The organism is Streptomyces sp. NPDC005485 (assembly GCF_040606085.1).
GTDB lineage: Bacteria > Actinomycetota > Actinomycetes > Streptomycetales > Streptomycetaceae > Streptomyces.
Genome location: NZ_JBEXDZ010000143.1, coordinates 1 through 24,372, shown reverse-complemented (window position 1 = coordinate 24,372; position 24,372 = coordinate 1). Strand labels below are relative to the sequence as shown.

General features: G+C 68.5%; 19 protein-coding genes and 1 tRNA gene. 7 read left to right on the top strand and 13 right to left on the bottom strand.

The window, feature by feature from the left end:
- Positions 1-351: 351 nt before the first annotated feature.
- Both ABZS97_RS34300 and ABZS97_RS34295 read left to right on the top strand, forming a co-directional pair.
- Entirely contained in the window at positions 352-1,719 is a 1,368-nt protein-coding gene (locus ABZS97_RS34300; protein WP_356144223.1) for an aminotransferase class I/II-fold pyridoxal phosphate-dependent enzyme, read from the top strand.
- Positions 1,716-3,128, top strand: a complete 1,413-nt coding sequence (locus ABZS97_RS34295; protein WP_356144221.1) for a SidA/IucD/PvdA family monooxygenase — start codon at positions 1,716-1,718, stop codon at positions 3,126-3,128. The genes ABZS97_RS34300 and ABZS97_RS34295 overlap by 4 nt, the downstream gene beginning before the upstream one ends.
- Before the next feature lie 9 nt (positions 3,129-3,137).
- Here the strand turns inward: ABZS97_RS34295 and ABZS97_RS34290 are convergent, their stop codons facing one another.
- Positions 3,138-4,673, bottom strand: coding sequence for a hypothetical protein (locus ABZS97_RS34290; protein WP_356144219.1), 1,536 nt, complete (start codon positions 4,671-4,673; stop codon positions 3,138-3,140).
- Positions 4,674-4,810: 137 nt separating this feature from the next.
- On the opposite strand from ABZS97_RS34290, the gene ABZS97_RS34285 reads away from it, so the two are divergent.
- On the top strand, positions 4,811-5,212 hold the full coding sequence (locus ABZS97_RS34285; RefSeq protein ID WP_356144225.1) for a hypothetical protein: 402 nt from the start codon (positions 4,811-4,813) through the stop codon (positions 5,210-5,212).
- A gap of 11 nt (positions 5,213-5,223) precedes the next feature.
- On the opposite strand, the gene ABZS97_RS34280 is transcribed toward ABZS97_RS34285, so the two are convergent.
- Positions 5,224-7,032 (bottom strand): 5'-nucleotidase C-terminal domain-containing protein, encoded by a 1,809-nt coding sequence (locus ABZS97_RS34280; RefSeq protein WP_356144217.1) that lies wholly within the window; start codon positions 7,030-7,032, stop codon positions 5,224-5,226.
- A gap of 149 nt (positions 7,033-7,181) precedes the next feature.
- Here ABZS97_RS34280 and ABZS97_RS34275 point away from each other — a divergent pair, with 149 nt between their 5' ends.
- On the top strand, positions 7,182-7,901 hold the full coding sequence (locus ABZS97_RS34275; protein WP_356144215.1) for an SIMPL domain-containing protein: 720 nt from the start codon (positions 7,182-7,184) through the stop codon (positions 7,899-7,901).
- Between the two features lie 133 nt (positions 7,902-8,034).
- Positions 8,035-9,471, top strand: coding sequence for a pyruvate kinase (gene pyk / locus ABZS97_RS34270; protein WP_356144213.1), 1,437 nt, complete (start codon positions 8,035-8,037; stop codon positions 9,469-9,471).
- 10 nt (positions 9,472-9,481) lie between these two features.
- Here pyk and ABZS97_RS34265 read toward each other — a convergent pair whose 3' ends face one another.
- Together ABZS97_RS34265 and ABZS97_RS34260 are read right to left on the bottom strand one after the other, a co-directional pair.
- Complete coding sequence (locus tag ABZS97_RS34265; protein ID WP_356144211.1) at positions 9,482-10,246, bottom strand: transcriptional regulator; 765 nt, start codon at positions 10,244-10,246, stop codon at positions 9,482-9,484.
- 106 nt (positions 10,247-10,352) lie between these two features.
- Positions 10,353-10,425 (bottom strand) — tRNA-Leu (locus ABZS97_RS34260).
- Between the two features lie 317 nt (positions 10,426-10,742).
- On the opposite strand from ABZS97_RS34260, the gene ABZS97_RS34255 reads away from it, so the two are divergent.
- Positions 10,743-11,399, top strand: coding sequence for a response regulator (locus ABZS97_RS34255; protein ID WP_356144209.1), 657 nt, complete (start codon positions 10,743-10,745; stop codon positions 11,397-11,399).
- A gap of 79 nt (positions 11,400-11,478) precedes the next feature.
- Here the strand turns inward: ABZS97_RS34255 and ABZS97_RS34250 are convergent, their stop codons facing one another.
- From ABZS97_RS34250 to ABZS97_RS34210, 9 genes are all read right to left on the bottom strand, one after another.
- The gene (locus tag ABZS97_RS34250) at positions 11,479-12,195 is read right to left on the bottom strand and encodes an ABC transporter ATP-binding protein (protein ID WP_356144207.1); all 717 of its coding nucleotides are present in this window, start codon (positions 12,193-12,195) and stop codon (positions 11,479-11,481) included.
- On the bottom strand, positions 12,192-13,079 hold the full coding sequence (locus tag ABZS97_RS34245) for an ABC transporter ATP-binding protein (RefSeq protein ID WP_356144205.1): 888 nt from the start codon (positions 13,077-13,079) through the stop codon (positions 12,192-12,194). Before ABZS97_RS34245 ends, ABZS97_RS34250 begins: the two co-directional genes overlap by 4 nt.
- Before the next feature lie 8 nt (positions 13,080-13,087).
- Positions 13,088-14,881 (bottom strand): branched-chain amino acid ABC transporter permease, encoded by a 1,794-nt coding sequence (locus ABZS97_RS34240; protein WP_356144203.1) that lies wholly within the window; start codon positions 14,879-14,881, stop codon positions 13,088-13,090.
- 5 nt (positions 14,882-14,886) lie between these two features.
- Complete coding sequence (locus ABZS97_RS34235) at positions 14,887-15,819, bottom strand: branched-chain amino acid ABC transporter permease (RefSeq protein ID WP_356144201.1); 933 nt, start codon at positions 15,817-15,819, stop codon at positions 14,887-14,889.
- 103 nt (positions 15,820-15,922) lie between these two features.
- Complete coding sequence (locus ABZS97_RS34230) at positions 15,923-17,149, bottom strand: branched-chain amino acid ABC transporter substrate-binding protein (protein ID WP_356144199.1); 1,227 nt, start codon at positions 17,147-17,149, stop codon at positions 15,923-15,925.
- 305 nt (positions 17,150-17,454) lie between these two features.
- The gene (locus ABZS97_RS34225; RefSeq protein WP_356144197.1) at positions 17,455-18,135 is read right to left on the bottom strand and encodes a hypothetical protein; all 681 of its coding nucleotides are present in this window, start codon (positions 18,133-18,135) and stop codon (positions 17,455-17,457) included.
- Positions 18,132-18,545, bottom strand: a complete 414-nt coding sequence (locus ABZS97_RS34220) for a hypothetical protein (RefSeq protein ID WP_356144195.1) — start codon at positions 18,543-18,545, stop codon at positions 18,132-18,134. The genes ABZS97_RS34225 and ABZS97_RS34220 overlap by 4 nt, the downstream gene beginning before the upstream one ends.
- A gap of 76 nt (positions 18,546-18,621) precedes the next feature.
- On the bottom strand, positions 18,622-19,083 hold the full coding sequence (locus ABZS97_RS34215) for a hotdog fold thioesterase (protein WP_356144193.1): 462 nt from the start codon (positions 19,081-19,083) through the stop codon (positions 18,622-18,624).
- 68 nt (positions 19,084-19,151) lie between these two features.
- Positions 19,152-21,431, bottom strand: coding sequence for an FdhF/YdeP family oxidoreductase (locus ABZS97_RS34210; RefSeq protein ID WP_356144191.1), 2,280 nt, complete (start codon positions 21,429-21,431; stop codon positions 19,152-19,154).
- Between the two features lie 124 nt (positions 21,432-21,555).
- On the opposite strand from ABZS97_RS34210, the gene polA reads away from it, so the two are divergent.
- Positions 21,556-24,282, top strand: coding sequence for a DNA polymerase I (gene polA, locus ABZS97_RS34205; protein WP_356144189.1), 2,727 nt, complete (start codon positions 21,556-21,558; stop codon positions 24,280-24,282).
- Positions 24,283-24,372 lie beyond the last annotated feature (90 nt).

Below are 24,372 nucleotides of genomic sequence, written 5' to 3'. Positions count from 1 at the left end.
ACGTCTCTGCCCGTCGCGTAGCCGGCTCCCAGCCGAGTTTCGCCGTGCTCGGGTGCCGGGCAGTACGCCCACGCGGCGACGGGCAGGACGTACCGGCACGGACCCGACCCACCCACCGGACCGCGAACGGCGCCCACGCCAGCAGACGTACCGGCACGGACCCGACCCACAACACACCGCACCCCCGCTGCAACAGGCGCCCCCGCCAGCACTAGCACTTCCGTCCCCACCCCACATTTCCTCCGCACAGCAGTACCCCCTTTCGGGTCGGATCGTTGTCCCGACCGGGCGCGCCGAGCCGAAACGTGTACAGGCTTGGATTCCCCCTGCCGCGCGCCCCGGAGGACCCCCATGAGCACGCAGCCGCACCTCGCCTCAGGACCCGAAGGCCCCGACGCACTGCGGCCGTTGCTCGCCACCGTCCTCGACGCCCTCGAAGAAGGCCGAGAGGCCCGCGGCGGCCCCCTGCCCGCCGGAGGCCCCGAAGCCGTCACCCGCGCCGTACGCGAAGCAGCCGGCGACGTCCTGCCCGAGCACGGCAGCGACAACGCCCTGCACACCCTCGTACGGGCCCTCGCCGCCGGCGCCGCCGACCCCGCCCACCCCCTGTGCGCCGCCCATCTGCACTGCCCGCCCCTCGCCGTCGCCACCGCCGCCGACCTCGCCGCGAGCGCCCTGAACCCCTCCCTGGACTCCTGGGACCAGGCCCCCGCCGCCTCCGCACTCGAAGCCCTCGTCACCCGCGCACTCGCCCAGGAGACCGGCGCCACCGACGCCCTCGTCACCACCGGCGGCACCGAATCCAACCAACTCGCCCTGCTCCTCGCCCGCGAGAAACACGGCAGCGTCCAACTCCTGTGCGCAGCAGGCGCCCACCACTCACTGCACCGCGCCGCCTGGCTCCTCGGCCTGCCCGACCCCGTCGTCGTGCCCGCCCCCGCAGGAACGATGGACCCCGCCGCCCTCGACGAAGCCCTCACCGAACTCCACGGCCCCAAAGGCTCCCTCCTCGTCGCCGCCACCGCCGGAACCACCGACGCCGGACTCATCGACCCCCTGCCCGACATCGCCGACCTGTGCGAAACCCACGGCGCCCGCCTCCACATCGACGCCGCCTACGGCGGAGGCCTCCTCTTCAGCAACCGCCACCGCACCAAACTCGACGGCCTCGAACGCGCCCACACCGTCACCCTCGACCTGCACAAACTCGGCTGGCAACCCGTCGCCGCAGGCCTCCTCACCGTCCGCGACCCCGGCGACCTGCACCCCCTCACCCACCACGCCGACTACCTCAACGCCGACGACGACACCGAAGCCGGCCTGCCCGACCTCCTCGGCCGCTCCCTGCGCACCACCAGGCGCCCCGACATCCTCAAAATCGCCGTCACCCTCAAAACCCTAGGCCGCACCGGCATCGGCGCCCTCGTCGACCAGGTCTGCGACCACGCCCACGAGTTCGCCGACCTCATCGAGGCACACCCCCACTTCGAGCTCTACGACCGCCCCACCATCAGCACTGTCCTCTTCCGCCCCGCCCATGCCTCCGACGACGCCCTCGCCGCCGCCCGCCGCACCCTCCTCCACGAAGGCCGCGCAGTCCTCGGCCGCGCCCGACTCGACGGCCGCCTCTGGCTCAAAGCCACCCTCCTCAACCCCCACACCCGGCCCGGCGACCTGGCCGCACTCCTGAAACTGGTGGAAGGACACACCCCCCGATGAACCCCACGCCCACCCCTCCGCGCCACGAACCCGAAGCACCCCGCGACCTGGTGGGCATCGGCATCGGCCCTTTCAACCTCTCCCTCGCCGCCCTCGCCCACCCCCTCACCCAACTCGACACCGTCTTCTACGAACAACGCCCCGCCTTCGACTGGCACCCCGGCCTCATGATCGACGGCGCCACCCTCCAAGTCCCCTTCCTCGCCGACCTGGTGACCCTCGCCGACCCCGCCAGCCACTGGACCTTCCTCAACTACCTCAAAACCCTCGGCCGCCTCTTCCCCTTCTACTTCGCCGAGCGCTTCCACATCCAACGCGCCGAATACGACGCCTACTGCCGCTGGGTCGCAGACAGCCTCCCCGGACTCCACTTCGCCCACCAGGTCGACGCCGTCCGCTGGAACCCCGAACGAGACGTCTTCGAAGTCGACTACACCCAACTCGACAGCGACGGCGAAGCCGAAGCACTCGGCCGCGCCCACACCCGCAACATCGTCCTCGGCATCGGCACCGCCCCCCACATCCCCGAACCCCTCAAACCCCTCGTCGAAGCCCCCGGCGTGCCCGTCATCCACGCCGCGGACTACCTCGCCCACCGCGACAAGTTCCTCACCGCCGAGCACATCACCGTCATCGGCGCCGGACAGTCAGGCGCCGAAGTCTTCCTCGACCTCCTGAGAAACCGCCCCGCCGGACGCGAAAGACTCCACTGGCTGGCCCGCACCGAGGCCTTCGCCCCCATGGAGTACTCCAAGCTCGGCCTCGAACACTTCACCCCCGACTACACCCGCTACTTCCACGCCCTCAACGAACCCGTCCGCGACCGCCTCCTCGCCACCCAATGGCAACTCCACAAAGGCATCGACGCCGCAACCCTCGCCGCCATCCACGACGAGCTCTACCGCCGTACCCTGCACGGCGGCTGGCCCGACGCCGTCCTCACCCCCGGAGTCAACGTCCGCACCGCAGGCCGCGTCGCCACCACCAAGGTCGAACTCCACCTCGAACACATCCAGCAGGGCGCCCGCTCCCGCCTCACCACCGACGCCGTCGTCCTCGCCACCGGCTACCGCGAACGCCCCCTCGACCGCATCCTCGCCGGCCTCGACCCCTACCTCCGCCGCGACAGCAGCGCCCGCCCCCGCATCGACGACCAGTTCCGCCTCGTCCTCGACCCCTCCGTCACCGGCCACGCCTACGTCCAGAACGCCGAACTCCACAGCCACGGCGTAGGCACCCCCGACCTCGGCCTCGCCGCCTGGCGCAGCGCCACCATCCTCAACTCCGTCACCGGCAAGGACCCCTACCCCCTCCCCGGCCGCACGGCTTTCACCACCTTCGGCCTGGAACCCGCCCAGGCCCCGTCGTTGCCGCACCCCAGGGCGAACACCGTGCAGCTCAGAGGATGAAGCAAACGGTCAGCCACCCGCCGTGGAGCCACAGTCCACGGGGAGCCGCCCTGCCACCAAGTTCGCCGGAAGCAACGTGATCTTGTCCGCAGGAACCCGCAGATCCCGCTTCGATTCCGGGTCCCAGAGCGCAGCCGTGCCGTCGACGACCCCGAAGGACAGATAGACGCGTGAGGGGTCCAGACGACCGCCCACCACGGGAATCTTCCTGACCGACTCGACGGGGACCAGACACACGGGCTCCGCGTGAATGCCGAAGTACGGGGCCGGTACCTGCCCGGCGGCGACATCCGCCTTGGCCCGCTCACCCGCCTGGGACGGCGGATCGAGGATGAGCAGCATGCCCGCCAACAGGTAGGCGAGGAAGACCGTCAGGACAAGGACGGGCATCGTCACCCTCTCGACCATCACGAGACGGTAGTGGACGACGTAGCCGATCACACCACCGACGGCGAGAGTCAGGGCCAACGCCGTCACGAAGACCCACGCGGAGGCCAGAAACCTCCACACCTGAGCAATGTCCATGTCCTCCGGCGGAATGCCGAACTCCGCTCCATAGAACACGTGAACAGCCGCACCCCAGCCGGCGAGGCCCGGCAACGCCGCAGGGAGAAGCGCGACCGAGACGGTAGCGAGAATCTGCCGACCGGCCAGCTGGCGGAACAGCAGATACACACCTCGACCGCACCACATGCAGGCGGCAAGCGTGGCGAGGCAACCAGCCATGAATCCCGGTCCCCAGTGGAGCGCGGCCACCCCGTAGACCAAGGGCGCAAGCAGCAGCGTGGGGAGGAGCAGAGCCCGGACCCGTGGACGTTCGCCGGCCGGCTCGAGCAGAACGAGCCTTGAGGCCGCCGCCCAAATCGACACGCCCGCGACCGCCAGGGGAAGCAACACCAGCGGAGTGAGCCCCAAACCGACTGCCCACGGGCTGCAGAACACCGACGGCACGCTCAGCAGAAAGCCCCGTACACCGATCTTCCGGGCCTCACGGTCCGAGATACTCGCCGCACCATAGGTGTCCGCATTGCGCAACACGGGCGGCCGAGCCCGCACGACCGTCCCGCGCCCAGGTTCCGGCCACCCCGGCAGCACCTTCCGGGCGAAGCGGTCCGCGGCCTGCGGCGAAGACGGCCCCGTGACCACACGTGATGTGTCGTACCAGCCCAGGCGCTGAGCCCACCGCTGCACCCTCCGCAGCGGAACAGGGGAGGACTCATGGACAAGCCACGTGGGCTCATGCTGCCCCCTGCTGGGCAACAGGTCGAGCAGGCGCGGAGACAACTCGACAGCGAGCCGATCGGCCAACGCCTCGATCTGGCGGCGCGCAGCCAACGCGGCCCGCCGCTCATCACCCCACAGCCGAACCTCGACCTCGATGAACACGGTGTCGCGACGCTCACTGCCGTCCAGAGGAGACACCCGGCTCTCGCTCAGGACACGCCACCCCTTGTCGGCGAAAGCCTCTCGAACCTGCCCAACGTCCCGTCCCGCGCCGCGCAGTTCAACGATCGCCAGAACCCGCTGGTCATAGTGGAGCCGCATACCCAAGGCCGCCCTCCCCGGAAAACACCTGATCACCCAGCACACCAGAAACCGCCCCCGGCCGAAGGCGTCTCACGGATCAGCCATGGAACAAAGCGCGCTCACCAGGATTTTGGGCCAGCCACGTCCTCGTCCACATCGGACTCAACGACCTCGGCCTGCCCGGATTCACCTCGTACCCCGAACCCGGCACACCGCCCACCGCCGCCCGACTCACCGCCGGACTCACCACCCTCGCCGACCGCCTCCACGCCGCCGGACTCACCGTCATCGGCTCCACGATCGGCCCCTACCAGGGCACCGTCCACGACGGCTACGACAGCGAAGCCGGCCAAGCCGTACGCCGCGAGGTCAACGCCTGGCTCCTCGGCGACAACCACCCCTTCGACGCCGTCACCGACGTCGCCGCCGCCGTCGCGGACCCCGCCCGACCCGACCGGATCCGCGACGAGTACAACGCCGGCGACGGCCTCCACGTCAACGACGCCGGCGCAAAAGCCATCGCCGACGCCGTGGACGTATCCCTGCTGGACCTGTAAAAGACGCAGCCCTAGAAAACCGGCGTACCGTTCCGCGTCAGCTTCCAGTCCACCGACGCGAAGTCCTTCGGATCCAGCACACCCTTCGCCGTCACCCACTCCGCGATCCGCGTCCGGATCTCCGTCGACTCCGACCACACCTCCTTCGCCGACGCGACATGCGGGAACGCACCGCCACCATTCGCCCGGTAGTTGTTCACCGCCAACACGAACTGCTGCGCGTCATCCAACGCCGCACCGCCGTACGTCAGATTCCTGATCCGCGAACCCGCCGCCTGCGCGATGTCGATGTCGAACCGGAAACCCGACACATAGTCGTAGTTGTAGTCCGGACGGCCACCCGCATTGGTCAGCTTCTCCACATCGACCACCGCATCGGCCGCCGTCTGCACGAAGTACTCCGCCGAGTACTCCAGGTACGCCCGCACCTGCGCACCCGTCAACACCTTCGCGACCAGCGTGTTGTCGTACACATACAGACCCGACAGATCCCGGATCGTCACCTTCCCGGCCGGGATCTCCGACGTACGCGAGAACGGCGACGCCTGCGCGATCACCGGCAACGACGCATACTCCGTCCCCACCAACGCCGCCTTGACCACGTCCTCCTGCACCTTGGTGATCAGATCGATGATCGCAGCGTCCTTGTACCGCGCGTCCACCGTCGTCAACGTCTCAGTCGCCGTACCGACCACCTGATTGACGTACGCCACGACCACGTCGTGCTCGTCCTTCAACAACTTGGTGATCTTCGGATCGTCCGCCACCGAATTCGAGTTGCGCACCGACGACGCCACCGACTCGACCTGCCACCGGCCCTTCTCGAAAACCAACTCGAAGTCGAAGACCGACAACCGCTCCGCATACGCCAACGGCTCCGACAGGACCACCGTCCTGCCCGTCTTCGTGTTCGTGACCTTCAACTCCGGGATCTCCACATGCGCGTGACCCACCAGAATCGCGTCGATCCCCGGCACCTGCTGCGCCACCAACGCCGCCGAGTTCTCCACATACGGCAGCTGATCACCGTACGACGACGTACCCGAAGAACCCGAGTGCGCCGACACGACCACCACGTCCGCACCCATCGACCGAAGCTTCGGCACCCACTTCGCCGCCTGCTCCTCAAGACCGGGGAACGTCAACTTCCCCTGCACATACGCCTTGTCCCAGATCGCGATACCCGGATTCGTCAGCCCCAGCACCGCCACCTTCACCGGCGGCGCACCCTTCACATGGAACTTCTTGATGAAGTACGGCGCAAACGCCGGCTTCAGCGTCTTCGCGTCCAACGCGTTCGCGCCCAACAGCGGGAAGTGGAGCTGCGACTCGAACTTCCGCAGCGTCTCGATGCCGTAGTTGAACTCGTGGTTGCCCAACGCCGCAGCGTCGAACCCGATCGCGTTCATCGCCTGCGCCATCGGGTGCACCGGACCACCCTTCGCGGTGATCGGATCCACCTTCGCGTAGTAATACGTCAGCGGCGTCCCCTGGATCGTGTCACCCGCGTCCAGCAGCAGCGTGTTGCAACGACCCTTCTCCGCACGGATCTCGTTCACCAGCGTCGAAATCCGCGCCAGACCCTGCGCGTTGCCCGCCTTGTCCGCGTACTCCGCGTTCTTGAAGTAGTCCCAGTTGAAGACATGACCATGCAGATCGGTCGTGCCCAGCACCGTCAGCGAATACCGCTTCCGGCCCTTCGCGGCCACGCCGGACGCCTCCGCCGCCTGCGCACCAGGAGCCGCGACCGCACCGGCCAGCGCGACCCCCGCCCCGGTCACAGCGGACTTCTTCAGGAACTTCCGACGGTTCAACGGCATCTCTGGTACTCCTCGGGAAACGGTCAACGACGCGCGTAGATTCTGACCCACCCACCGCACCTTGAACAGATCCCTGACGTTTCCATCTGGTGACCAGCAGGCAGCGCAAACCCCTTCCGCAGAAGGCATCAACTGACAGAGTGGGACGTATGCCACCCACCGCAGAGGAACCCCGCCCCCACCTCCCCTACGGCACCCCCGACGCACCCCGCATCGCCGTCCGCGGCGAAGCCCACCTCGAAGTCGACCCCGAAATCGCCCGCATCGGCATCACCGTCGCCGCCCGCGGCAAAGACCGCCGCACCACCCTCGACGACCTCACCCGCCGCAACACCACCACCCTCGACCTCATCAAAACCTACGGAGACGCCGTCGAACGCCTGGAAACCGGCGCCTTCTCCATCACCCCCGAACTCCGCGAACACGGCCGCGGCGAACGCATCCGCGCCTACCTCGGCCACGTCCACATCACCGCCGAACTCACCGACTTCACCGCCCTCGGCGAACTCACCACCCGCCTCGCCGACCTCGACATCACCCGCGTCGACGGCCCCTGGTGGACCCTGCGCCCCGACTCACCCGCCCACCGCGAAGCCCGCCACAAAGCAGTCCACGAAGCCGTCCAACGCGCCCGCGAATACGCCGGCGCCCTCGGCACCACCCTCGCCGCCCTCGTCGAAATCGCCGACCTCGGCGCCGAAAACACCCAGCCCTACGCCGCCGAAGCCCCATCCGGCCGCCGCATGCGCTCCATGGCCTACGCCGCCGACATCGAGGACACCGCCGCACCCCTCGACCTCGAACCCCAACGCCAACACGTCCACGCCCAGGTCAACGCCCGCTTCACCATGACGCCGCCAAAGCTGTAAAAAAGGCGCAACGGCGCTCATCGGAGCAACGCGGCGCACAATTCAACCCTTGTCAACAAGCCTTCACCGAAAGGTTGTTGAGTAGTCATGCAGAGCCAATTACCTACCGATCGGTAAGGCCTAGGCTCAAACCATGCGCCGAGCAAAAATCGTCTGTACCCTGGGCCCCGCCACCGACACATACGACCAGATCAAAGCCCTGGTCGAAGCCGGAATGGACGTAGCCCGCCTCAACCTCAGCCACGGCACCTACGCCGAACACGAGGAGCGCTACCACCGCGTCCGAAAGGCCTCCGACGAAACCGGCCGCAGCGTCGGCATCCTCGCCGACCTACAAGGCCCGAAGATCCGACTCGGCCGCTTCACCGAAGGCCCCGTACTCCTTGAACGCGGAGACACCTTCACCATCACCGTCGAAGAAGGCACCGAAGGCGACCGCCAGACCTGCGGCACCACCTACCCCGGCCTCGCCGGCGACGTCACCCCAGGCGAACGCATCCTCGTCGACGACGGCAAGGTCTGCCTCGAAGTCACCACCGTCGACGGCCCCCGAGTCCACACCACCGTCATCGAAGGCGGCATGGTCTCCGACCACAAGGGACTCAACCTCCCCGGCGTCGCCGTCTCCGTCCCCGCCCTCTCCGACAAGGACGAAGCCGACCTCCGCTGGGCCCTGCGCACCGGCGCCGACGTCATCGCCCTCTCCTTCGTCCGCAGCGGCAAGGACATCGAGGACGTCCACCGCATCATGGACGAAGAAGGCCGCCGCCTCCCCGTCATCGCCAAGGTCGAAAAGCCCCAGGCCGTCGACAACATCGACGACATCGTCGCCGCCTTCGACGGCATCATGGTCGCCCGCGGCGACCTCGGCGTCGAAATGCCCCTCGAACAAGTCCCCATCGTCCAAAAGCGCACCATCAAACTCGCCAAGCGCAACGCCAAGCCCGTCATCGTCGCGACGCAGATGCTCGACTCGATGATCGACAACTCCCGCCCGACCCGGGCCGAGGCCTCCGACGTCGCCAACGCCGTCATCGACGGCACCGACGCCGTGATGCTCTCCGGCGAGACCAGCGTCGGCAAGTACCCCATCGAGACGGTCCGCACGATGGCGAAGATCGTCGAGGCCGCCGAGGAGGACATCCTCGCCAAGGGGCTCCCGCCGCTGACCGAGCGCAACAAGCCCCGCACCCAGGGCGGTGCCGTGGCCCGCGCGGCCGCGGAAATGGGCGACTTCCTCGGCGCCAAGTTCCTCGTCGCCTTCACCCAGTCCGGCGACACGGTCCGCCGCCTCTCCCGCTACCGCTCTCCCATCCCCCTCCTGGCCTTCACCCCACTCCCGGCCACCCGCTCCCAACTGAACCTGACCTGGGGAGTGGAGACTTTCCTCGGCCCGCACGTCGACTCCACGGACGCGATGGTCGACCAGGTCGACGAACTCCTCCTCAAGTACGGCCGCTGCCAGAAGGGCGACATCGTCGTCATCACCGCCGGCTCCCCGCCCGGAGTCTCCGGCTCGACAAACCTCGTCCGGGTCCACCACATCGGCGAGGACGACAGCCCGAAGTAGGGGTGGGGGCTCAGTACTTGGGGCCTACGTGGGTGTCCATCAGGGCGACGGAGGCTTTGCGGGCGATGGACACGTTGCGGGAGTTGGCAAGTTTCCATTCGATGCCGAGGGTGTCCAGGGTGCTCGTGAAGAGCCGGATGATGTCGCCGGACAGGTTGGTGAAGAAGTACCGGGGGTATTCGTAGCGTTTGCGTTCCCCCGCGATGGTCTTCTCGGTCCAGTTGGTGATGCGGCATCCGTCGGAGTGGATGAGACCCCGGATGAATTCCCACGGGTAGGCGTCGACGATGGTCTGTTGCCAGGGTTCGAGGGCGATCTCTCGGTTGTGTTTCTTGCCGGGGCCATGTTGGGGGAACAAGCAGGGCCAGTGCTTGCTGTAGCAGGTGACGTATTGGCAACCCTGGCGCTGGACGCGAAAGACCTTGTTCGTCGGACGGAGGGTTTGTACGGCCTCTGCGCAGGCGTCGATCAGGCCGGGCCAGGCGTCCGCGCACGCGATGCGGAGGAAGTGGACGCCCCGCCGAGAAGGGCTGATGCAGCCGTCGCCGAGGTAGAGGCCCAACAAATAGGAGTATGCGGCCGGGTCGTCAGGTTGTTGCGGGGCACTGCTGCATCGGGGGCAGGGATTTGCGCGACGCGAGTCGAGCAGCTCGATGCGTATCTGCCAGGAGCGGATAGCCGCCCTGGAGATGCCCAACTCCTTGCTGACGGAATTCATGCTGCGTCCCTGGCCGACCAGAGCGAGAGCCCGCTCGCGTGTGCCCATGTCGTACATGCGGCCACTCTGTGAGAGTGATCGCCCCGACGCGCAGCAAAAAGCGGATGTTCACGAGAACGGGAACATCCGCTTTTTGATGGTGACCTTGCAATCCAAGAAAAAGTGCCCCGAGTCGGATTCGAACCGACGCTGGATGGGTTTTGAATCCATGGCCTCTACCGCTGGGCTACCGGGGCCCCTTTGAAACAAAGGTCAGCGGTCGCCCGCCGTGTCACCACCTTACCGTAGCCAGGCGGGCTCTCGGGAGCAGTATCCCCGCCCGTCTGCGAGCGCGCCCGGGGTCAGGCCGCACCCCTCCGATGCGGCCCACCCTGTAGCCGGAGAGGCCGCCCCGAGACGTACCCGTCGCAGCCGACGCCGGCGCAGACGATCGGTGCTGAGCCGCCGGCGACTCCACGTGAAGATCATCAGTAACCGGCGAACCTATGAGGTCACCGCACTAGGTAGGCTCTAGGTGCATCGCCCCGCCCTGCCTGGAACAAGGAGCGCCCCCGTGACCGCCCCCGAGTCGCCCCAGCCCGTGGACGCGCCCGACGACGACAAGTCGCACGTGCCTCCGCTGACGACCCGTGTCGTCATCGCCGAGGACGAGGCGCTGATCCGTCTCGACCTCAAAGAGATGCTCGAGGAAGAGGGTTACACCGTCGTAGGTGAGGCGGGTGACGGTGAGCAGGCCGTCGAACTGGCCCGTGAGCACCGTCCGGACCTGGTGATTCTCGATGTGAAGATGCCGAAGCTGGATGGCATCTCGGCGGCGGAGAAGATCGCCGAGGAGAGCATCGCCCCGGTGCTGATGCTGACCGCGTTCTCGCAGCGCGACCTCGTCGAGCGGGCGCGTGACGCGGGTGCGATGGCGTACCTCGTGAAGCCGTTCAGCAAGACGGACGTGGTGCCGGCGATCGAGATGGCGGTGTCCCGGTTCACCGAGCTGAAGGCGCTGGAGAGGGAGATCGAGGATCTCACCCAGCGGCTGGAGACGCGGAAGCTGGTGGACCGGGCGAAGTCGGTGCTTCAGACGGAGTACGGCCTGACGGAGCCCGCCGCGTTCCGGTGGATCCAGAAGACGTCGATGGACCGGCGTATGTCGATGCAGCAGGTCGCCGAGGCGGTCATTCTGGACGCCGAGGAGAAGAAGTCGGCGAAGGGCTGAGCCCGCCGCAGGCCCGGTACGTACGACGAGGCCCGCACCCCTGGGCAGGGGTGCGGGCCTCGTCGTGTGCCGGTGTGTGTCAGTCCTCGCCGAGGTAGGCCTTGCGGACGGACTCGTCGGTCAGCAGGTGCCGGCCGGTGCCGGAGAGGACGATGTTGCCGACCTCCATGACGTGTCCCTGGTCGGCGAGGGAGAGGGCTGCCTGGGCGTTCTGCTCGACGAGCAGAATCGTTGTCCCGGCGGCCTTCAGCTCGGCGATGGTGGACATGATCTTCTGCATCATGATCGGGGAGAGGCCCATGGAGGGTTCGTCGAGCATGAGCAGTTTGGGCTGGGACATGAGGGCGCGGCCCATGGCGAGCATTTGCTGTTCGCCGCCGGAGAGGGTGCCCGCGGCCTGCTTGCGGCGCTCTCCCAGGATGGGGAAGAGGTCGTAGGCGCGCTGGATGTCCTTCTCGATGCCTGCCTTGTCCTTGCGGAGGAACGCCCCGAGGTGGAGGTTCTCGGCGATGGTGAGGCGGGGGAAGATGTGCCGGCCTTCGGGGGAGTGGGCGAGTCCGAGGGCGACGATCTTGTGGGCGGGGACGTGGGTCAGCGGCTTGCCGTCGAAGACGATGCGGCCCGAGGTGGGCTTGAGGAGTCCCGACAGGGTGCGCAGGGTGGTGGTCTTGCCGGCGCCGTTGGTGCCGATGAGGGTGACGACCTCGCCTGCTTCGACGCTGAAGGAGATGCCCTTGACGGCTTCGATCTTGCCGTAGGCGACCCTGAGGTCCTCGACCTCGAGCAGTGCGGTCACTGGGCGTCTCCCTTGGTGCTGGTGCTGCCGGGTGTGTCGGCGGCTTCGGCCGCTTCCACTTCGGCGATCTCGGCGTCACCGGGGGCGCCTTCGAAGGGTTCGCCGAGGTAGGCGGCGACGACGCGTTCGTCGGCCTGGACGACGTCGGAGGTGCCCTCGACGAGCTTTTCGCCCTGGACGAGGACGGCGACTCGGTCGCACAGGTTGAAGATGAAGCGCATGTCGTGCTCGATGACGAGGACGGCGATGCCCTTGTCGCGGATGGCGAAGACGAGTTCCTCGGTGGCCCGGGTCTCCTGGGGGTTCATGCCTGCTGTCGGCTCGTCGAGCAGCAGGAGGCCCGGCTCGCTCGCCAGCGCCCTGGCGATTTCCAGCTTGCGCTGTTCGCCGTAGGGGAGGTTGCGGGCGAGGTGGTCGCGCTTTTCGGCGAGGCCGATGAACTCGAGGAGTTCCATGGCGCGTTCCTCGGAGGCGCGTTCGGCCTTCTTGAAGCCGGGGCCGCGCAGCAGCGCGGACCACAGCCCTTCCTTGGTCCGGGTGTGGCGGCCGACGAGCACGTTTTCCAGGACGGTCATGTTGGCGAAGAGCCGGATGTTCTGGAAGGTGCGGGCCATGCCGGCCTTGGTGACCAGGTGGGGCTTGGCCGGGAGGACTTTGCCCTGGTAGCGGACGGTGCCCTCGGTGGGGATGTAGAGGCCGGTGAGGCAGTTGAAGAAGGTGGTCTTGCCGGCGCCGTTGGGGCCGATGAGGCCGACGATCTCACCGGCGTTGACGGTGAAGTCGACGCTGCGTACGGCGGTGAGGCCGCCGAAGCGCATGGTGACGCCGGAGGCTTCGAGTACGGGAGTGCCGGGCGTGGGCTCGGTGGTGGTGTTCGTGGTCATTTCGGTTCTCACGCCCCTGCCTTGGAGACGCCGACCGTGCCTTCGGGGAGCGTTGCGTCTTCGGGTACGTCGAGTTGGTCGGTCTCGTGGTATTCGAGCTGCTGTCGCTTGTTGGCGACGATTCCTTCGGGGCGGAAGCGCATCAGGACGACGAGCGCGACACCGAAGAAGAGCAGCTGGTAGTCGTTGAGGAACTGCAGCTTGGTGGGGATGACGTAGAGGAGTGTCGCGCCGATGAGCGGGCCCGTGATGGTTCCCATGCCGCCGAGGATGACGGCGGCGAGGAGGAAGGCGGAGCTGGGCGGGACGGGTCCTGCGAAGACGTACATCTCGGGTACGACGGTGTGCTGGACGTGTGCCTGCACGGTGCCGGCGAGGCCGGCGAGGGTGGCGCCGAGGGCGAAGGCGATGAGCTTGACGCGGAAGCCGTTGATGCCCATGGCGGTGGCGGCGGTCTCGTCCTCGCGGATGGCCACCCAGGCGCGGCCGATGCGGGAGTTGCCGGCGCGGGCGAAGACGGTGACGACGATGGCGGTGACGAAGAGCATCAGCCAGAAGTAGTTGGCGTAGGAGCCGAGGGTGAATCCGGCGATGGTGTGCTCGGCGCCGAAGTCGTAGCCGAAGATCACGAGGTCGGGGATGTTGGGGATGCCGTTGGGGCCGTTGGTGATGTTGGGCCCGGAGGTGCCGTCGAGGTTGCCCATGGCGATGCGGAAGATTTCTCCGAAGCCGAGGGTGACGATGGCGAGGTAGTCGCCGCGCAGCCGCAGGGTGGGTGCGCCGATGAGGACGCCGAAGATGAGGGATGCGGCGGCGCCGGTGAGGGCGGCGGCCCAGAAGGGGAACTTGACGTCGAAGGTCGACGCGGTGCTGCCGGAGACGAGGGCCGCGGTGTAGGCGCCGACGCCGAGGAAGGCGACGTATCCGAGGTCGAGGAGTCCGGCGAGGCCGACGACGACGTTGAGGCCGAGGGCGACGGTGGCGAAGATCAGGATGCTGACGGCGAGGAGGGTGAACTCGTCGGTGTCCTGAGTGAAGGGGAATGCCGCGGCGGCTGCGAAGGCGGCGCCGACGGTCACCTGGCGGTGCTTGGTGGTGAGGGCACGCAGGCGGGTGGTGAGTCCGGCGCGGGCGAGGCCACCGAGGGCGAAGCCGGTGATGATGAGGAAGCCGACGAAGAGTTCGCCGTAGGGGGTTTCGATGCCGTAGGCGGCGACGAAGAGGCCGAGGGCGAAGGCGGCGATGATGATGCCGATTTCGACCCAGGGGTTGAGTTCCTTGGGCTGCTTGAGGCGGCCGTGGGCGGTCCCGAGGATCGGGGCGGTTGCCTTGGTGAAGCGGCTGCTGGTGGGGTCGGTGTCCCGGGGGAGGGGGAGACCGAGGGCGGCGAGCAGGGTGATGAGTGAGGCGCCCGCGGCGACGAAGCCGCCGGGGTCGAGGTTCACGACCCCGCCGAGTTCGCCGGCGATGGCGACGACGGTGTACCAGGTGGTGGCGAAGGTGCCGAGGGCCATCAGCAGTACGGGGGTGTTGCTGCCGGCGGGGTTGAGCCAGCCGAGGCCGCGTACTCCGAAGCCTGCGAGGGCGTAGAGGAGGGTGAGGGCCGCGCCGATGAGGGTGAGGACCTGGAGACCGCCGGGGTAGCCGGTGACGGTGAGGTCGCCGGGGAATTCGGTGGTGTAGGTCCAGGAGAGGAAGGTGCTGGCGACGGTGGCGGCTGCTCCGATGGCGAGGGCGAGGCGTGCGCCTGCCTCGGGGAGCGGGATGACCGGGGCGGTCTTGTGAGTCTCGGTGGTGGTCATCGGTATCACGCCCTGTCCGCGACGCGTTCGCCCAGTAGGCCTTGTGGCCTGACCAGGAGGACGACGATGAGGAGGACGAAGGCCCAGACGTTGGCCCAGGCGCCGCCGCCGAGCTTGTCCATTCCGGGGATGTCCTGGATGTACGTGATGGAGAGGGCTTCGGCGAGGCCGAGGACGACGCCGCCGAGCATGGCGCCGTAGATGTTGCCGATGCCGCCGAGGACGGCTGCGGTGAAGGCCTTGAGGCCGGCGATGAAGCCCATCTCGTAGTTGATCTGGCCGTACTTGAGGCCGTAGGAGACGGCGGCGACGGCGGCGAACGCGGCGCCGATGGCGAAGGCCATGACGATGATGCGGTCGGTGTTGACGCCCATGAGCTTGGCGGTGTCGGGGTCCTGCGAGGTGGCCTGCATGGCGCGGCCTGCGCGGCTCTTGGAGACGAAGACGCCGAGCATGAACATGCAGAGCGGCGCGGCGAGCAGGAGGAAGACGTCGGCGCGCTGGAGCTGCAGGTTGTCGGTGATCTTGAAGGCATCGCCCTGGAATTCGGGGAAGCTGCGGGCCTTCTTGGCGTCGGGGTAGAAGCCCCAGACGAGCTGCTGGAGGGCGATGGAGAGGCCGATTGCGGTGATCAGCGGGGCCAGGCGTGGCGCGTTGCGCAGGGGCCGGTAGGCGAATCGCTCCGCGGCGGTGCCGACGGCCACCGAGGCGATGACGCCGCCGATGATCATGAGCGGGATGGCGAGGACCAGCGAGGTGCCGCTGGGGAGCCAGATGTAGATGGTGAGGGCTCCGAAGCCCCCGATCATGTAGATCTCGCCGTGGGCGAAGTTGATGAGCTGGACGATCCCGTAAACCATGGTGTAGCCGATGGCGATGAGGCCATACAGGGCACCGAGGGTCAGGCCGTTGGCCAGCGTTTGCGGCAGTTCGTGCACCGCAGGGCCTCCGATGAGCGTGTCGGATATGACTCCGCGCGAGGGCGCTGTTTGCGCCCTCGCGCGGTGGGGTTCAGGTGGTGCGGGGCCGGCGGGGCGGTGGTCAGTCCTTGAAGGTGGCGCTCTTCACGGACTTCCAGGCACCGTTGACGACCTTGTAGACGGTGAGCTGCTTGTTGGTGGTGTCACCGTACTGGTCGAAGGCGACCTTGCCGGTGACGCCGTCGAACGAGACACCGCTCATGGCCTTGGTGATCTTGGCGCGGGCGTCGCTGGGGAGCTTGCCGTCGTTGTCGGCGACGACGGACTTGACGGCCTGGATGATGGCCCAGGCGGCGTCGTAGGAGTAGCCGCCGTAGGCCGCGTACGGGTCCTTGTAGCCGGCTGCCTTGTAGTCGGCGATGAAGGTCTTGGCGGTGGAGAGCTCTTCGACGGGGTAGCCGACGGAGGTGGCGAGGTCACCGTCGTTGGCGACGCCGGAGGCGGAGATGAAGGCGGGGTCGTAGATTCCGTCGCCACCCATGGTGGGGATCTTCGCTCCGGCCTTCTTGATCTGGTCGGAGATGAGACCGCCCTCGGGGTACTGGCCACCGAAGTAGACGGAGTCGGCGCCGGAGGTCTTGACCTTGTCGGCGGTGGAGGAGAAGTCGGTCTCCTTCACGGTGATGTGGTCGGTGCCGACGACCTTGCCGCCGAGGCGCTTGAACTCCTGGGAGAAGATCGCGGCGAGACCGGCGCCGTAGGTCTGCTTGTCGTCGATGACGAAGACCTTCCGCTTCTTCGCGTCGTTGTAGTAGTACTGCGCGGCGAAGCGGCCCTGGATGACGTCCGTGGTGGCCGTACGGAAGTAGGTGTCGAAGGGGCGCTTGAGGTCGCCCTTCGCCCAGTTGTCGCCCTGGGTGAGTGCCGGGTTGGTGTTGGCCGGGGAGACCTCGGTCAGGTGGGCCTTGGCGAAGTCGCTCTGCATGGACTGGGCGACGCCGGAGTTCAGCGGGCCCACGACGCCGAGGACGTCCTTGTTGGCGACCAGCGCGAGGGCGTTCTGGTGGCCGGAGGCGGGCACGGCCTGGTCGTCCTTGGAGACGACCTTGAAGGTCACTCCGTCGACCTCTTTGTTCTTGTTGGCCGTCTTGGCGGCGAGGTCCACGGAGTTCTTGATGCCCTGGCCGAGTGCGGTGAGCGAACCGGTGAGCGGCGCGTCGACACCGATGACGACGGTGGTGCCCGAATCCTTGCTGGAGTTGTCCTTGTCACGCGATCCGCATGCGGTGAGCGTGAGGGCACCAGTGGTGATCACGGTGGTGAGGATGAGCAAAGAACGGTTTCGCACGGTCAATCCTTTCCCAGGCGCGGCTCCCTCTGCTGAGGTGCCGTTGTGCTCGCCGGGGTCGGGTCGGAGTCGATGGTGAGTCGGATCCGGCGGCACGCCCCGTGGCACAGTGACTGGCCGTGACTTTAGGTCCAGGTGGAGGAGTGCGGGACCAGTGAAGGTCAGGATGTGACGCTCTTGTTATCCGAATGGCCTAAACCGGGCGGCGGCGGGCCGGGCGGATCGGGCTTTTCGGCGGCGCCGGAGTGACCGCATGCTGAGAATCCGCAGTTCCGTTCGGGGGCGCCGAGAAATGATGACGGCAGTTACCGGCAGATCGCTCGGAGTGACGAGGAGAGATCCCGCGCGTAGTGGGAGCCGAGGATGTAGCTCGGGTTCTGCGTTCCGCGCATGTTACGCAACGTTACGTTCAGGAAAGGAAGTTCGACGCCCTGTGGGAGTCCTGTGCAGTGCTGGACGGCCACCCGGAGGGTGAGGGTGCGGGGTGTCCCGGTGCGCAGGGTGAGGGGCGTTTGGGGGCTGATGCTCATGGTCAGGCCGTCGTAGGGCTGGGCCAGGCGGGTCAGGGTGGTGGGCGGGCCGGCGTCGAGGGAGGCCCGTACGCGGAAGGTGAAGGTGCGGGTGTACGGGTCGGGGGGCTCGCGCAGGCCCGTGTAGGTGAGCTGGGTGACGCCGAGGGGCCAGGGTGCGGGCGTGCTGGGCCGGTCGTCGCGGAGCGGAGTGGCGGTGAGGGGGATCGTCAGGGCGGCGGCGAGGGCGAGGGTGGCGAGCAGGCGCGAACGGGCCTTCGGCAGCGGCAGGTCGGGGGCGAAGATCTGCCTGCCGAGGGTCAGGGCGGGGTGGCCGGTTCTGTCCGCCGGGCCGAATTCCCGGCCAGGGCCGGACCTCGGGTCCGCGCCTGATTCCCGGTCCGGGCCGGGCCCCGGGGCCGGGCCGAATTCCTGGCCCGGATCGGATTCCTCGACCGGGCCGATGCCACTGGTCATGTCGGCGGGCGCCAGTTCTCCGAGCTCCGGGTGGCGCCCTTCTCCTCGGTGCACCGCTGCTTGGCCTGACGGTCTATCAACGTCTTCGCGGAGGCCGGGCCGTGGCGTTTCTGCTCGGCGCGGGCGTTCTTGATGATCGCGTCCATGATCTCGTACTGCTGGTTGGACAGGCCCTTCTGCTCCCAGTCGAGGCCGGCCCATTTCCCGCCGGTGAGGGTCTGCTCGGCCCAGTACGCGATCAGTTTGGTGCAGGCGGAGACGGCCGAGGTGTCGTCCGGGGCGGGGGTGGCGTGGCCGGTGGTGGTGCCGCTGGAGCAGCCCGCGCCGAGGGTGACGGCGAGGGCCCCGGCGGCGAGGGCGCGAACGCCCGCGAGGACGCGCGGGGCGCGCCCGGGAACGGTTGTCCTCATGCCTTGACGCTAGGGCGGGGGGTGTCCGCCGACAACCCTCCGGCCCGCGCCTGCGCCCGCGCCCTGCGGGCGGCTGCTAGCTGGTGGGTGCGTCCCGCAGGAGGCAGGTCAGGCGGGCGGTGCACACGCGCTTGCCGTCCTCGTCGGAGATGACGATCTCGTACGTCGCCGTGGAGCGCCCGCGGTGGACGGGGGTGGCCACGCCGGTGACCAGGCCGGAGCGGGCGCCGCGGTGGTGGGTGCAGTTCAGGTCGACGCCGACGGCGAGCTTGCCGCTGCCGCCGTGGAGCATGGAGCCGACGGAGCCGAGGGTCTCGGCGAGGACGGCGGAGGCGCCGCCGTGCAGCAGGCCGTAGGGCTGGGTGTTGCCCTCGACCGGCATGGTGCCGACGACGCGGTCGGCGGAGGCTTCCACGATCTCGACGCCCATGCGGGTGCCGAGGTGGCCCGCGGAGAACAGCGCCTGCAGGTCGACGCCGAGCGCCGCGTACTCGTCGATGACCTCTTGCGGGAACTTCACGTGCTGCTGCTCGCCCATCGGGCCCGGCTCCGTTCGTCGTGACGCTTTCGTCGTGGATCACTCTCACGCACTGGCTGAGCAAACGCTCAGTCGGTGGCCGATTGTTCCAGACGGACGACGACGGACTTGCTGGCCGGGGTGTTGCTGGTGTCCGCGGTGGCGTCCAGCGGGATCAGGACGTTGGTCTCCGGGTAGTACGCGGCGGCGCAACCGCGGGCCGTGGGGTAGTGCACGACGCGGAAGCCGGGGGCGCGGCGCTCCACGCCGTCCCGCCATTCGCTGACGAGGTCGACGTAGGAGCCGTCCGCGACGTTCAGGGCGCGGGCGTCGTCGGGGTTGACCAGGACGACCCGGCGGCCGTTCCTGATGCCGCGGTAGCGGTCGTCGAGGCCGTAGATGGTGGTGTTGTACTGGTCGTGCGAGCGCAGGGTCTGCAGCAGGAGGCGGCCCTCGGGCAGCGCGGGGTACTCGACGGGGGCGGCCGTGAAGTTGGCCTTGCCGGTGGCGGTGGGGAAGCGTCGTTCGTCGCGTGGGGCGTGCGGGAGGGCGAAGCCCCCGGGGTGGGCCACGCGCGCGTTGAAGTCGTCGAAGCCGGGGATCACGCGCGCGATGCGGTCGCGGATCGTCGCGTAGTCCTTCTCGAACTCCTCCCAGGGGGTGCGGCTGCCCTCGCCGAGCACCCGGCGGGCGAGGCGGGCCACGATGGCGGGCTCGGACAGCAGGTGGGGGCTCGCGGGCTCCAGGCGGCCGCGTGAGGCGTGCACCATGCCCATGGAGTCCTCGACGGTCACGAACTGCTCGCCGCTGCCCTGGAGGTCGCGCTCGGTGCGGCCCAGGGTGGGCAGGATCAGGGCGCGGGAGCCGGTGATCGCGTGGGAGCGGTTGAGCTTCGTCGACACGTGGACGGTGAGGCGGGCGCGCCGCATGGCGGCCTCGGTGACCTCGGTGTCGGGGGAGGCGGAGACGAAGTTGCCGCCCATGGCGAAGAAGACCTTCGCGTCGCCGTCGCGCAGGGCGCGGATGGCTCGTACGACGTCGTAGCCGTGTTCGCGCGGGGGTGCGAAGCCGAACTCCTTCTCCAGGGCGTCCAGGAAGGCGGGGGCGGGGCGCTCGAAGATGCCCATGGTGCGGTCGCCCTGCACGTTGGAGTGGCCGCGCACCGGGCACACGCCGGCGCCGGGGCGGCCGATGTTGCCGCGCAGGAGGAGGAAGTTGACGACTTCGCGGATGGTGGGGACGGCGTGCTTGTGCTGGGTCAGGCCCATCGCCCAGCACACGATGGTGCGCTCGGAGGCGAGGACCATCTTCAGGGCCTCGTCGATCTCCTCGCGCCCGAGGCCGGTCGCGGTGAGGGTCTCGTCCCAGTCGGCGGCGCGGGCGGCGGCCGCGAACTCCTCGTAGCCGTGGGTGTGTTCGTCGATGAACGCCTGGTCGGTGGCGCCTTCCGTCTCCAGGACGAGCTTGTTGAGGAGCCGGAAGAGGGCCTGGTCGCCGCCGAGGCGGATCTGCAGGAACAGGTCGGTGAGGGCGGCGCCCTTGATCATGCCCTGCGGGGTCTGCGGGTTCTTGAAGCGCTCCAGGCCCGCTTCGGGCAGCGGGTTGACGCTGATGATCCGCGCGCCGTTCGCCTTGGCCTTCTCCAGCGCGGAGAGCATGCGCGGGTGGTTGGTGCCGGGGTTCTGGCCGGCGACGATGATCAGGTCGGCCTTGTAGAGGTCCTCCAGCAGGACGCTGCCCTTGCCGACGCCGATCGTCTCGTTCAGTGCGGAACCCGACGACTCGTGGCACATGTTCGAGCAGTCGGGCAGGTTGTTGGTGCCGAGTTCGCGGGCGAACAGCTGGTAGAGGAAGGCGGCTTCGTTGCTGGTGCGCCCCGAGGTGTAGAAGAGCGCTTCGTCGGGGCTGCCGAGCGCGGCGAGTTCCTCGGCGACGATGTCGAAGGCCCGCTCCCAGGGCACCGGCTCGTAGTGGTCGGCGCCCTCCGCCAGGTACATGGGGTGGGTGAGGCGGCCCTGCTGGCCCAGCCAGTAGCCGCTGCGGCCGGCGAGGTCGGCCACGGAGTGCTCGGTGAAGAAGTCCGGGGTGACCCGGCGCAGGGTGGCCTCCTCGGCGACCGCCTTCGCGCCGTTCTCGCAGAACTCCGCGGTGTGCCGGTGCTCCGGCTCGGGCCAGGCGCAGCCCGGGCAGTCGAAGCCGTCCTTCTGGTTGACGCGCAGCAGGGTGAGTGCGGTGCGGCGCACGCCCATCTGCTGCTGGGCCATGCGCAGGGTGTGGCCGATGGCGGGCAGTCCGGCGGCGACGTGCTTCGGCTCGTCGACCTGCGGCGCGTCCTGAACCGGATCGCCCTGGGGCGGCTTGCTGGCCATCGCGCTGTCTCCTTCGCCGAGCACCGATGATGTGCGTCTTCGATCCTCGCACGTGGCGGTGACAGCGGCCGTGGTCGGCCCTGAACGTCCCGCGCTGTCAGTGGCACGTGGCAGGATCGGGGACGTGGCAGAGACAGGATCGAAGAAGACCGAGAAAACCGCAGGTGCGGGCCGTCCGCGGCTGATGCTCATGGACGGGCACTCGCTGGCGTACCGCGCGTTCTTCGCGCTGCCCGCGGAGAACTTCACCACCGCGACGGGCCAGCCGACGAACGCGATCTACGGTTTCGCGTCGATGCTGGCGAACACGCTGCGCGACGAGGCGCCCACGCACTTCGCGGTGGCCTTCGACGTCTCGCGCAAGACGTGGCGCTCGGAGGAGTTCACCGAGTACAAGGCGAACAGATCGAAGACCCCTGACGAGTTCAAGGGCCAGGTCGAGCTGATCGGTGAGCTGCTGGACGCGATGCACGCCGAGCGGTTCGCGGTGGACGGCTTCGAGGCCGACGACATCATCGCCACCCTTGCCACGCAGGCCGAGGCCGAGGGCTTTGAAGTCCTCATCGTCACCGGCGACCGTGACTCCTTCCAGCTGGTCAGCGAGCACACGACGGTGCTGTACCCGACGAAGGGCGTCTCGGAGCTGACCCGGTTCACTCCGGAGAAGGTCTTCGAGAAGTACGGGCTGACGCCGGCGCAGTACCCGGACTTCGCGGCGCTGCGCGGTGACCCGTCCGACAACCTGCCGGGCATCCCCGGTGTCGGTGAGAAGACCGCCGCGAAGTGGATCAACCAGTTCGGCTCGTTCGCGGAGCTGGTCGAGCGCGTCGACGAGGTCAAGGGCAAGGCCGGGCAGAACCTGCGCGACCACCTGCCGGCGGTGCAGCTCAACCGTCGTCTCACCGAGATGGTGCGCGACGTCGAACTGCCCAGGGGGGTCACGGACCTGGAGCGCGCGGCGTACGACCGCACGGCCGTCGCGATGGTCCTGGACACCCTGGAGATCCGTAATCCCTCGCTGCGGGAGCGGCTGCTGGCCGTCGACCCGGGCGGCGAGGAGGCGGGCGCCGCGGAGCCGGTCGCGCCGGGCGTCGCGCTGGACGGGACGGTGCTGGGCGCGGGCGCGCTGAAGCCGTGGCTCGCCGAGCACGGCACCCAGGTGCTGGGCCTGGCCACGGTGGACACCTGGGCGCTCGGTTCGGGCTCGGTGGCCGAGGTCGCGCTCGCCGCGGGTGGCGGAGCGGCCGCGTGGTTCGACCCGACGCAGCTGGACGAGGCCGACGAGAACGCGTTCGCCGCGTGGCTCGCCGACCCGGCGGCGGCCAAGGTGCTGCACAACGCCAAGGGCGCCATGCGGGTCTTCGCCGAGCACGGCTGGACCATCGAGGGCGTCACCATGGACACCGCGCTCGCCGCCTACCTGGTCAAGCCGGGGCGCCGCTCCTTCGCGCTGGACGCGCTGTCCCTGGAGTACCTGGGGCGTGAGCTGGAGCCCGCCGCCGCGGCCGACGGACAGCTGGCCTTCGGCACGGACGAGCAGGCCGAGGCCGACGCGCTGATGGTGCAGGCCCGCGCGATCCTCGACCTCGGCGAGGCGTTCGGTCACAAGCTCCAGGAGGTCGGCGCGGCGGACCTGCTGCGTGACATGGAGCTGCCGACGTCCGCGCTCCTGGCCCGTATGGAGCGGCACGGCATCGCCGCGGACCGGGCGCATCTGGAAGCCATGGAGCAGATGTTCGCGGCCGCCGTGCAGCAGGCCGTGAAGGAGGCCCACGCCTCCGTGGGGCACGAGTTCAACCTCGGCTCGCCCAAGCAGCTCCAGGAGGTCTTCTTCGGCGAGCTCGATCTGCCCAAGACGAAGAAGACGAAGACGGGCTACACGACGGACGCGGACGCGCTGGCCTGGCTGGCCACCCAGACCGACCACGAGCTGCCCGTCATCATGCTCCGCCACCGCGAGCAGGCGAAGCTGCGCGTGACCGTCGAGGGCCTGATCAAGACGATCGCCGCGGACGGCCGCATCCACACCACGTTCAACCAGACCGTCGCCGCGACCGGCCGCCTCTCCTCCACCGATCCGAACCTGCAGAACATCCCCGTCCGTACGGACGAGGGGCGTGCGATCCGGCGCGGGTTCGTCGTCGGCGAGGGCTTCGAGTCCCTCATGACCGCGGACTACAGCCAGATCGAACTGCGCGTGATGGCCCACCTCTCCGAGGACGAGGGCCTCCTGGAGGCGTTCTCGTCCGGCGAGGACCTGCACACCACGGTCGCCTCCCAGGTGTTCTCCGTGGAGCGGTCCGCTGTCGACGCGGAGATGCGCCGCAAGATCAAGGCGATGTCGTACGGACTCGCGTACGGGCTGTCGGCGTTCGGTCTCTCCCAGCAGCTGAACATCGACGCGGGTGAGGCCCGCGGCCTGATGGACACCTACTTCGAGCGCTTCGGGGGCGTTCGCGACTATCTGCGCCGCGTCGTCGACGAGGCCCGCGCCACGGGCTACACGGAGACCCTCTTCGGCCGCCGCCGCTACCTTCCCGACCTCAACAGCGACAACCGTCAGCGCCGTGAGATGGCCGAACGCATGGCCCTCAACGCCCCCATCCAGGGCACGGCCGCCGACATCGTCAAGATCGCCATGCTGAACGTGGGCCGCGCCCTGGAGAAGGCGAACCTCAAGTCCCGCATGCTTCTCCAGGTCCACGACGAAATCGTCCTGGAGATCGCCCCGGGCGAACGTGAGGGGATCGAGGCTCTGGTCCGCCGAGAAATGGCCGACGCCGTCCACCTCCGCGCCCCCCTCGACGTCTCCGTCGGCGCGGGGCCGGACTGGGAGTCGGCGGCGCACTAGGGGGTGTTTTGAAAGTCCTGTGCGGTGCCCGCGGTGTTCGGTGCGTGCCCTCGGCGTGCCGGACGAAGGCCCTCGTACTGGACGTACTTG

Coding starts and splice junctions, on each gene's coding strand:
- ABZS97_RS34290 (WP_356144219.1), bottom strand. CDS start 4,673: ATGCGGCTCCACTATGACCAGCGGGTTCTGGCGATCGTTGAACTGCGC.
- ABZS97_RS34275 (WP_356144215.1), top strand. CDS start 7,182: ATGCCACCCACCGCAGAGGAACCCCGCCCCCACCTCCCCTACGGCACC.
- ABZS97_RS34215 (WP_356144193.1), bottom strand. CDS start 19,083: ATGGGCGAGCAGCAGCACGTGAAGTTCCCGCAAGAGGTCATCGACGAG.
- ABZS97_RS34280 (WP_356144217.1), bottom strand. CDS start 7,032: ATGCCGTTGAACCGTCGGAAGTTCCTGAAGAAGTCCGCTGTGACCGGG.
- ABZS97_RS34240 (WP_356144203.1), bottom strand. CDS start 14,881: ATGACCACCACCGAGACTCACAAGACCGCCCCGGTCATCCCGCTCCCC.
- ABZS97_RS34265 (WP_356144211.1), bottom strand. CDS start 10,246: ATGTACGACATGGGCACACGCGAGCGGGCTCTCGCTCTGGTCGGCCAG.
- pyk (WP_356144213.1), top strand. CDS start 8,035: ATGCGCCGAGCAAAAATCGTCTGTACCCTGGGCCCCGCCACCGACACA.
- ABZS97_RS34225 (WP_356144197.1), bottom strand. CDS start 18,135: ATGACCAGTGGCATCGGCCCGGTCGAGGAATCCGATCCGGGCCAGGAA.
- ABZS97_RS34245 (WP_356144205.1), bottom strand. CDS start 13,079: ATGACCACGAACACCACCACCGAGCCCACGCCCGGCACTCCCGTACTC.
- ABZS97_RS34295 (WP_356144221.1), top strand. CDS start 1,716: ATGAACCCCACGCCCACCCCTCCGCGCCACGAACCCGAAGCACCCCGC.
- ABZS97_RS34210 (WP_356144191.1), bottom strand. CDS start 21,431: ATGGCCAGCAAGCCGCCCCAGGGCGATCCGGTTCAGGACGCGCCGCAG.
- ABZS97_RS34300 (WP_356144223.1), top strand. CDS start 352: ATGAGCACGCAGCCGCACCTCGCCTCAGGACCCGAAGGCCCCGACGCA.
- ABZS97_RS34220 (WP_356144195.1), bottom strand. CDS start 18,545: ATGAGGACAACCGTTCCCGGGCGCGCCCCGCGCGTCCTCGCGGGCGTT.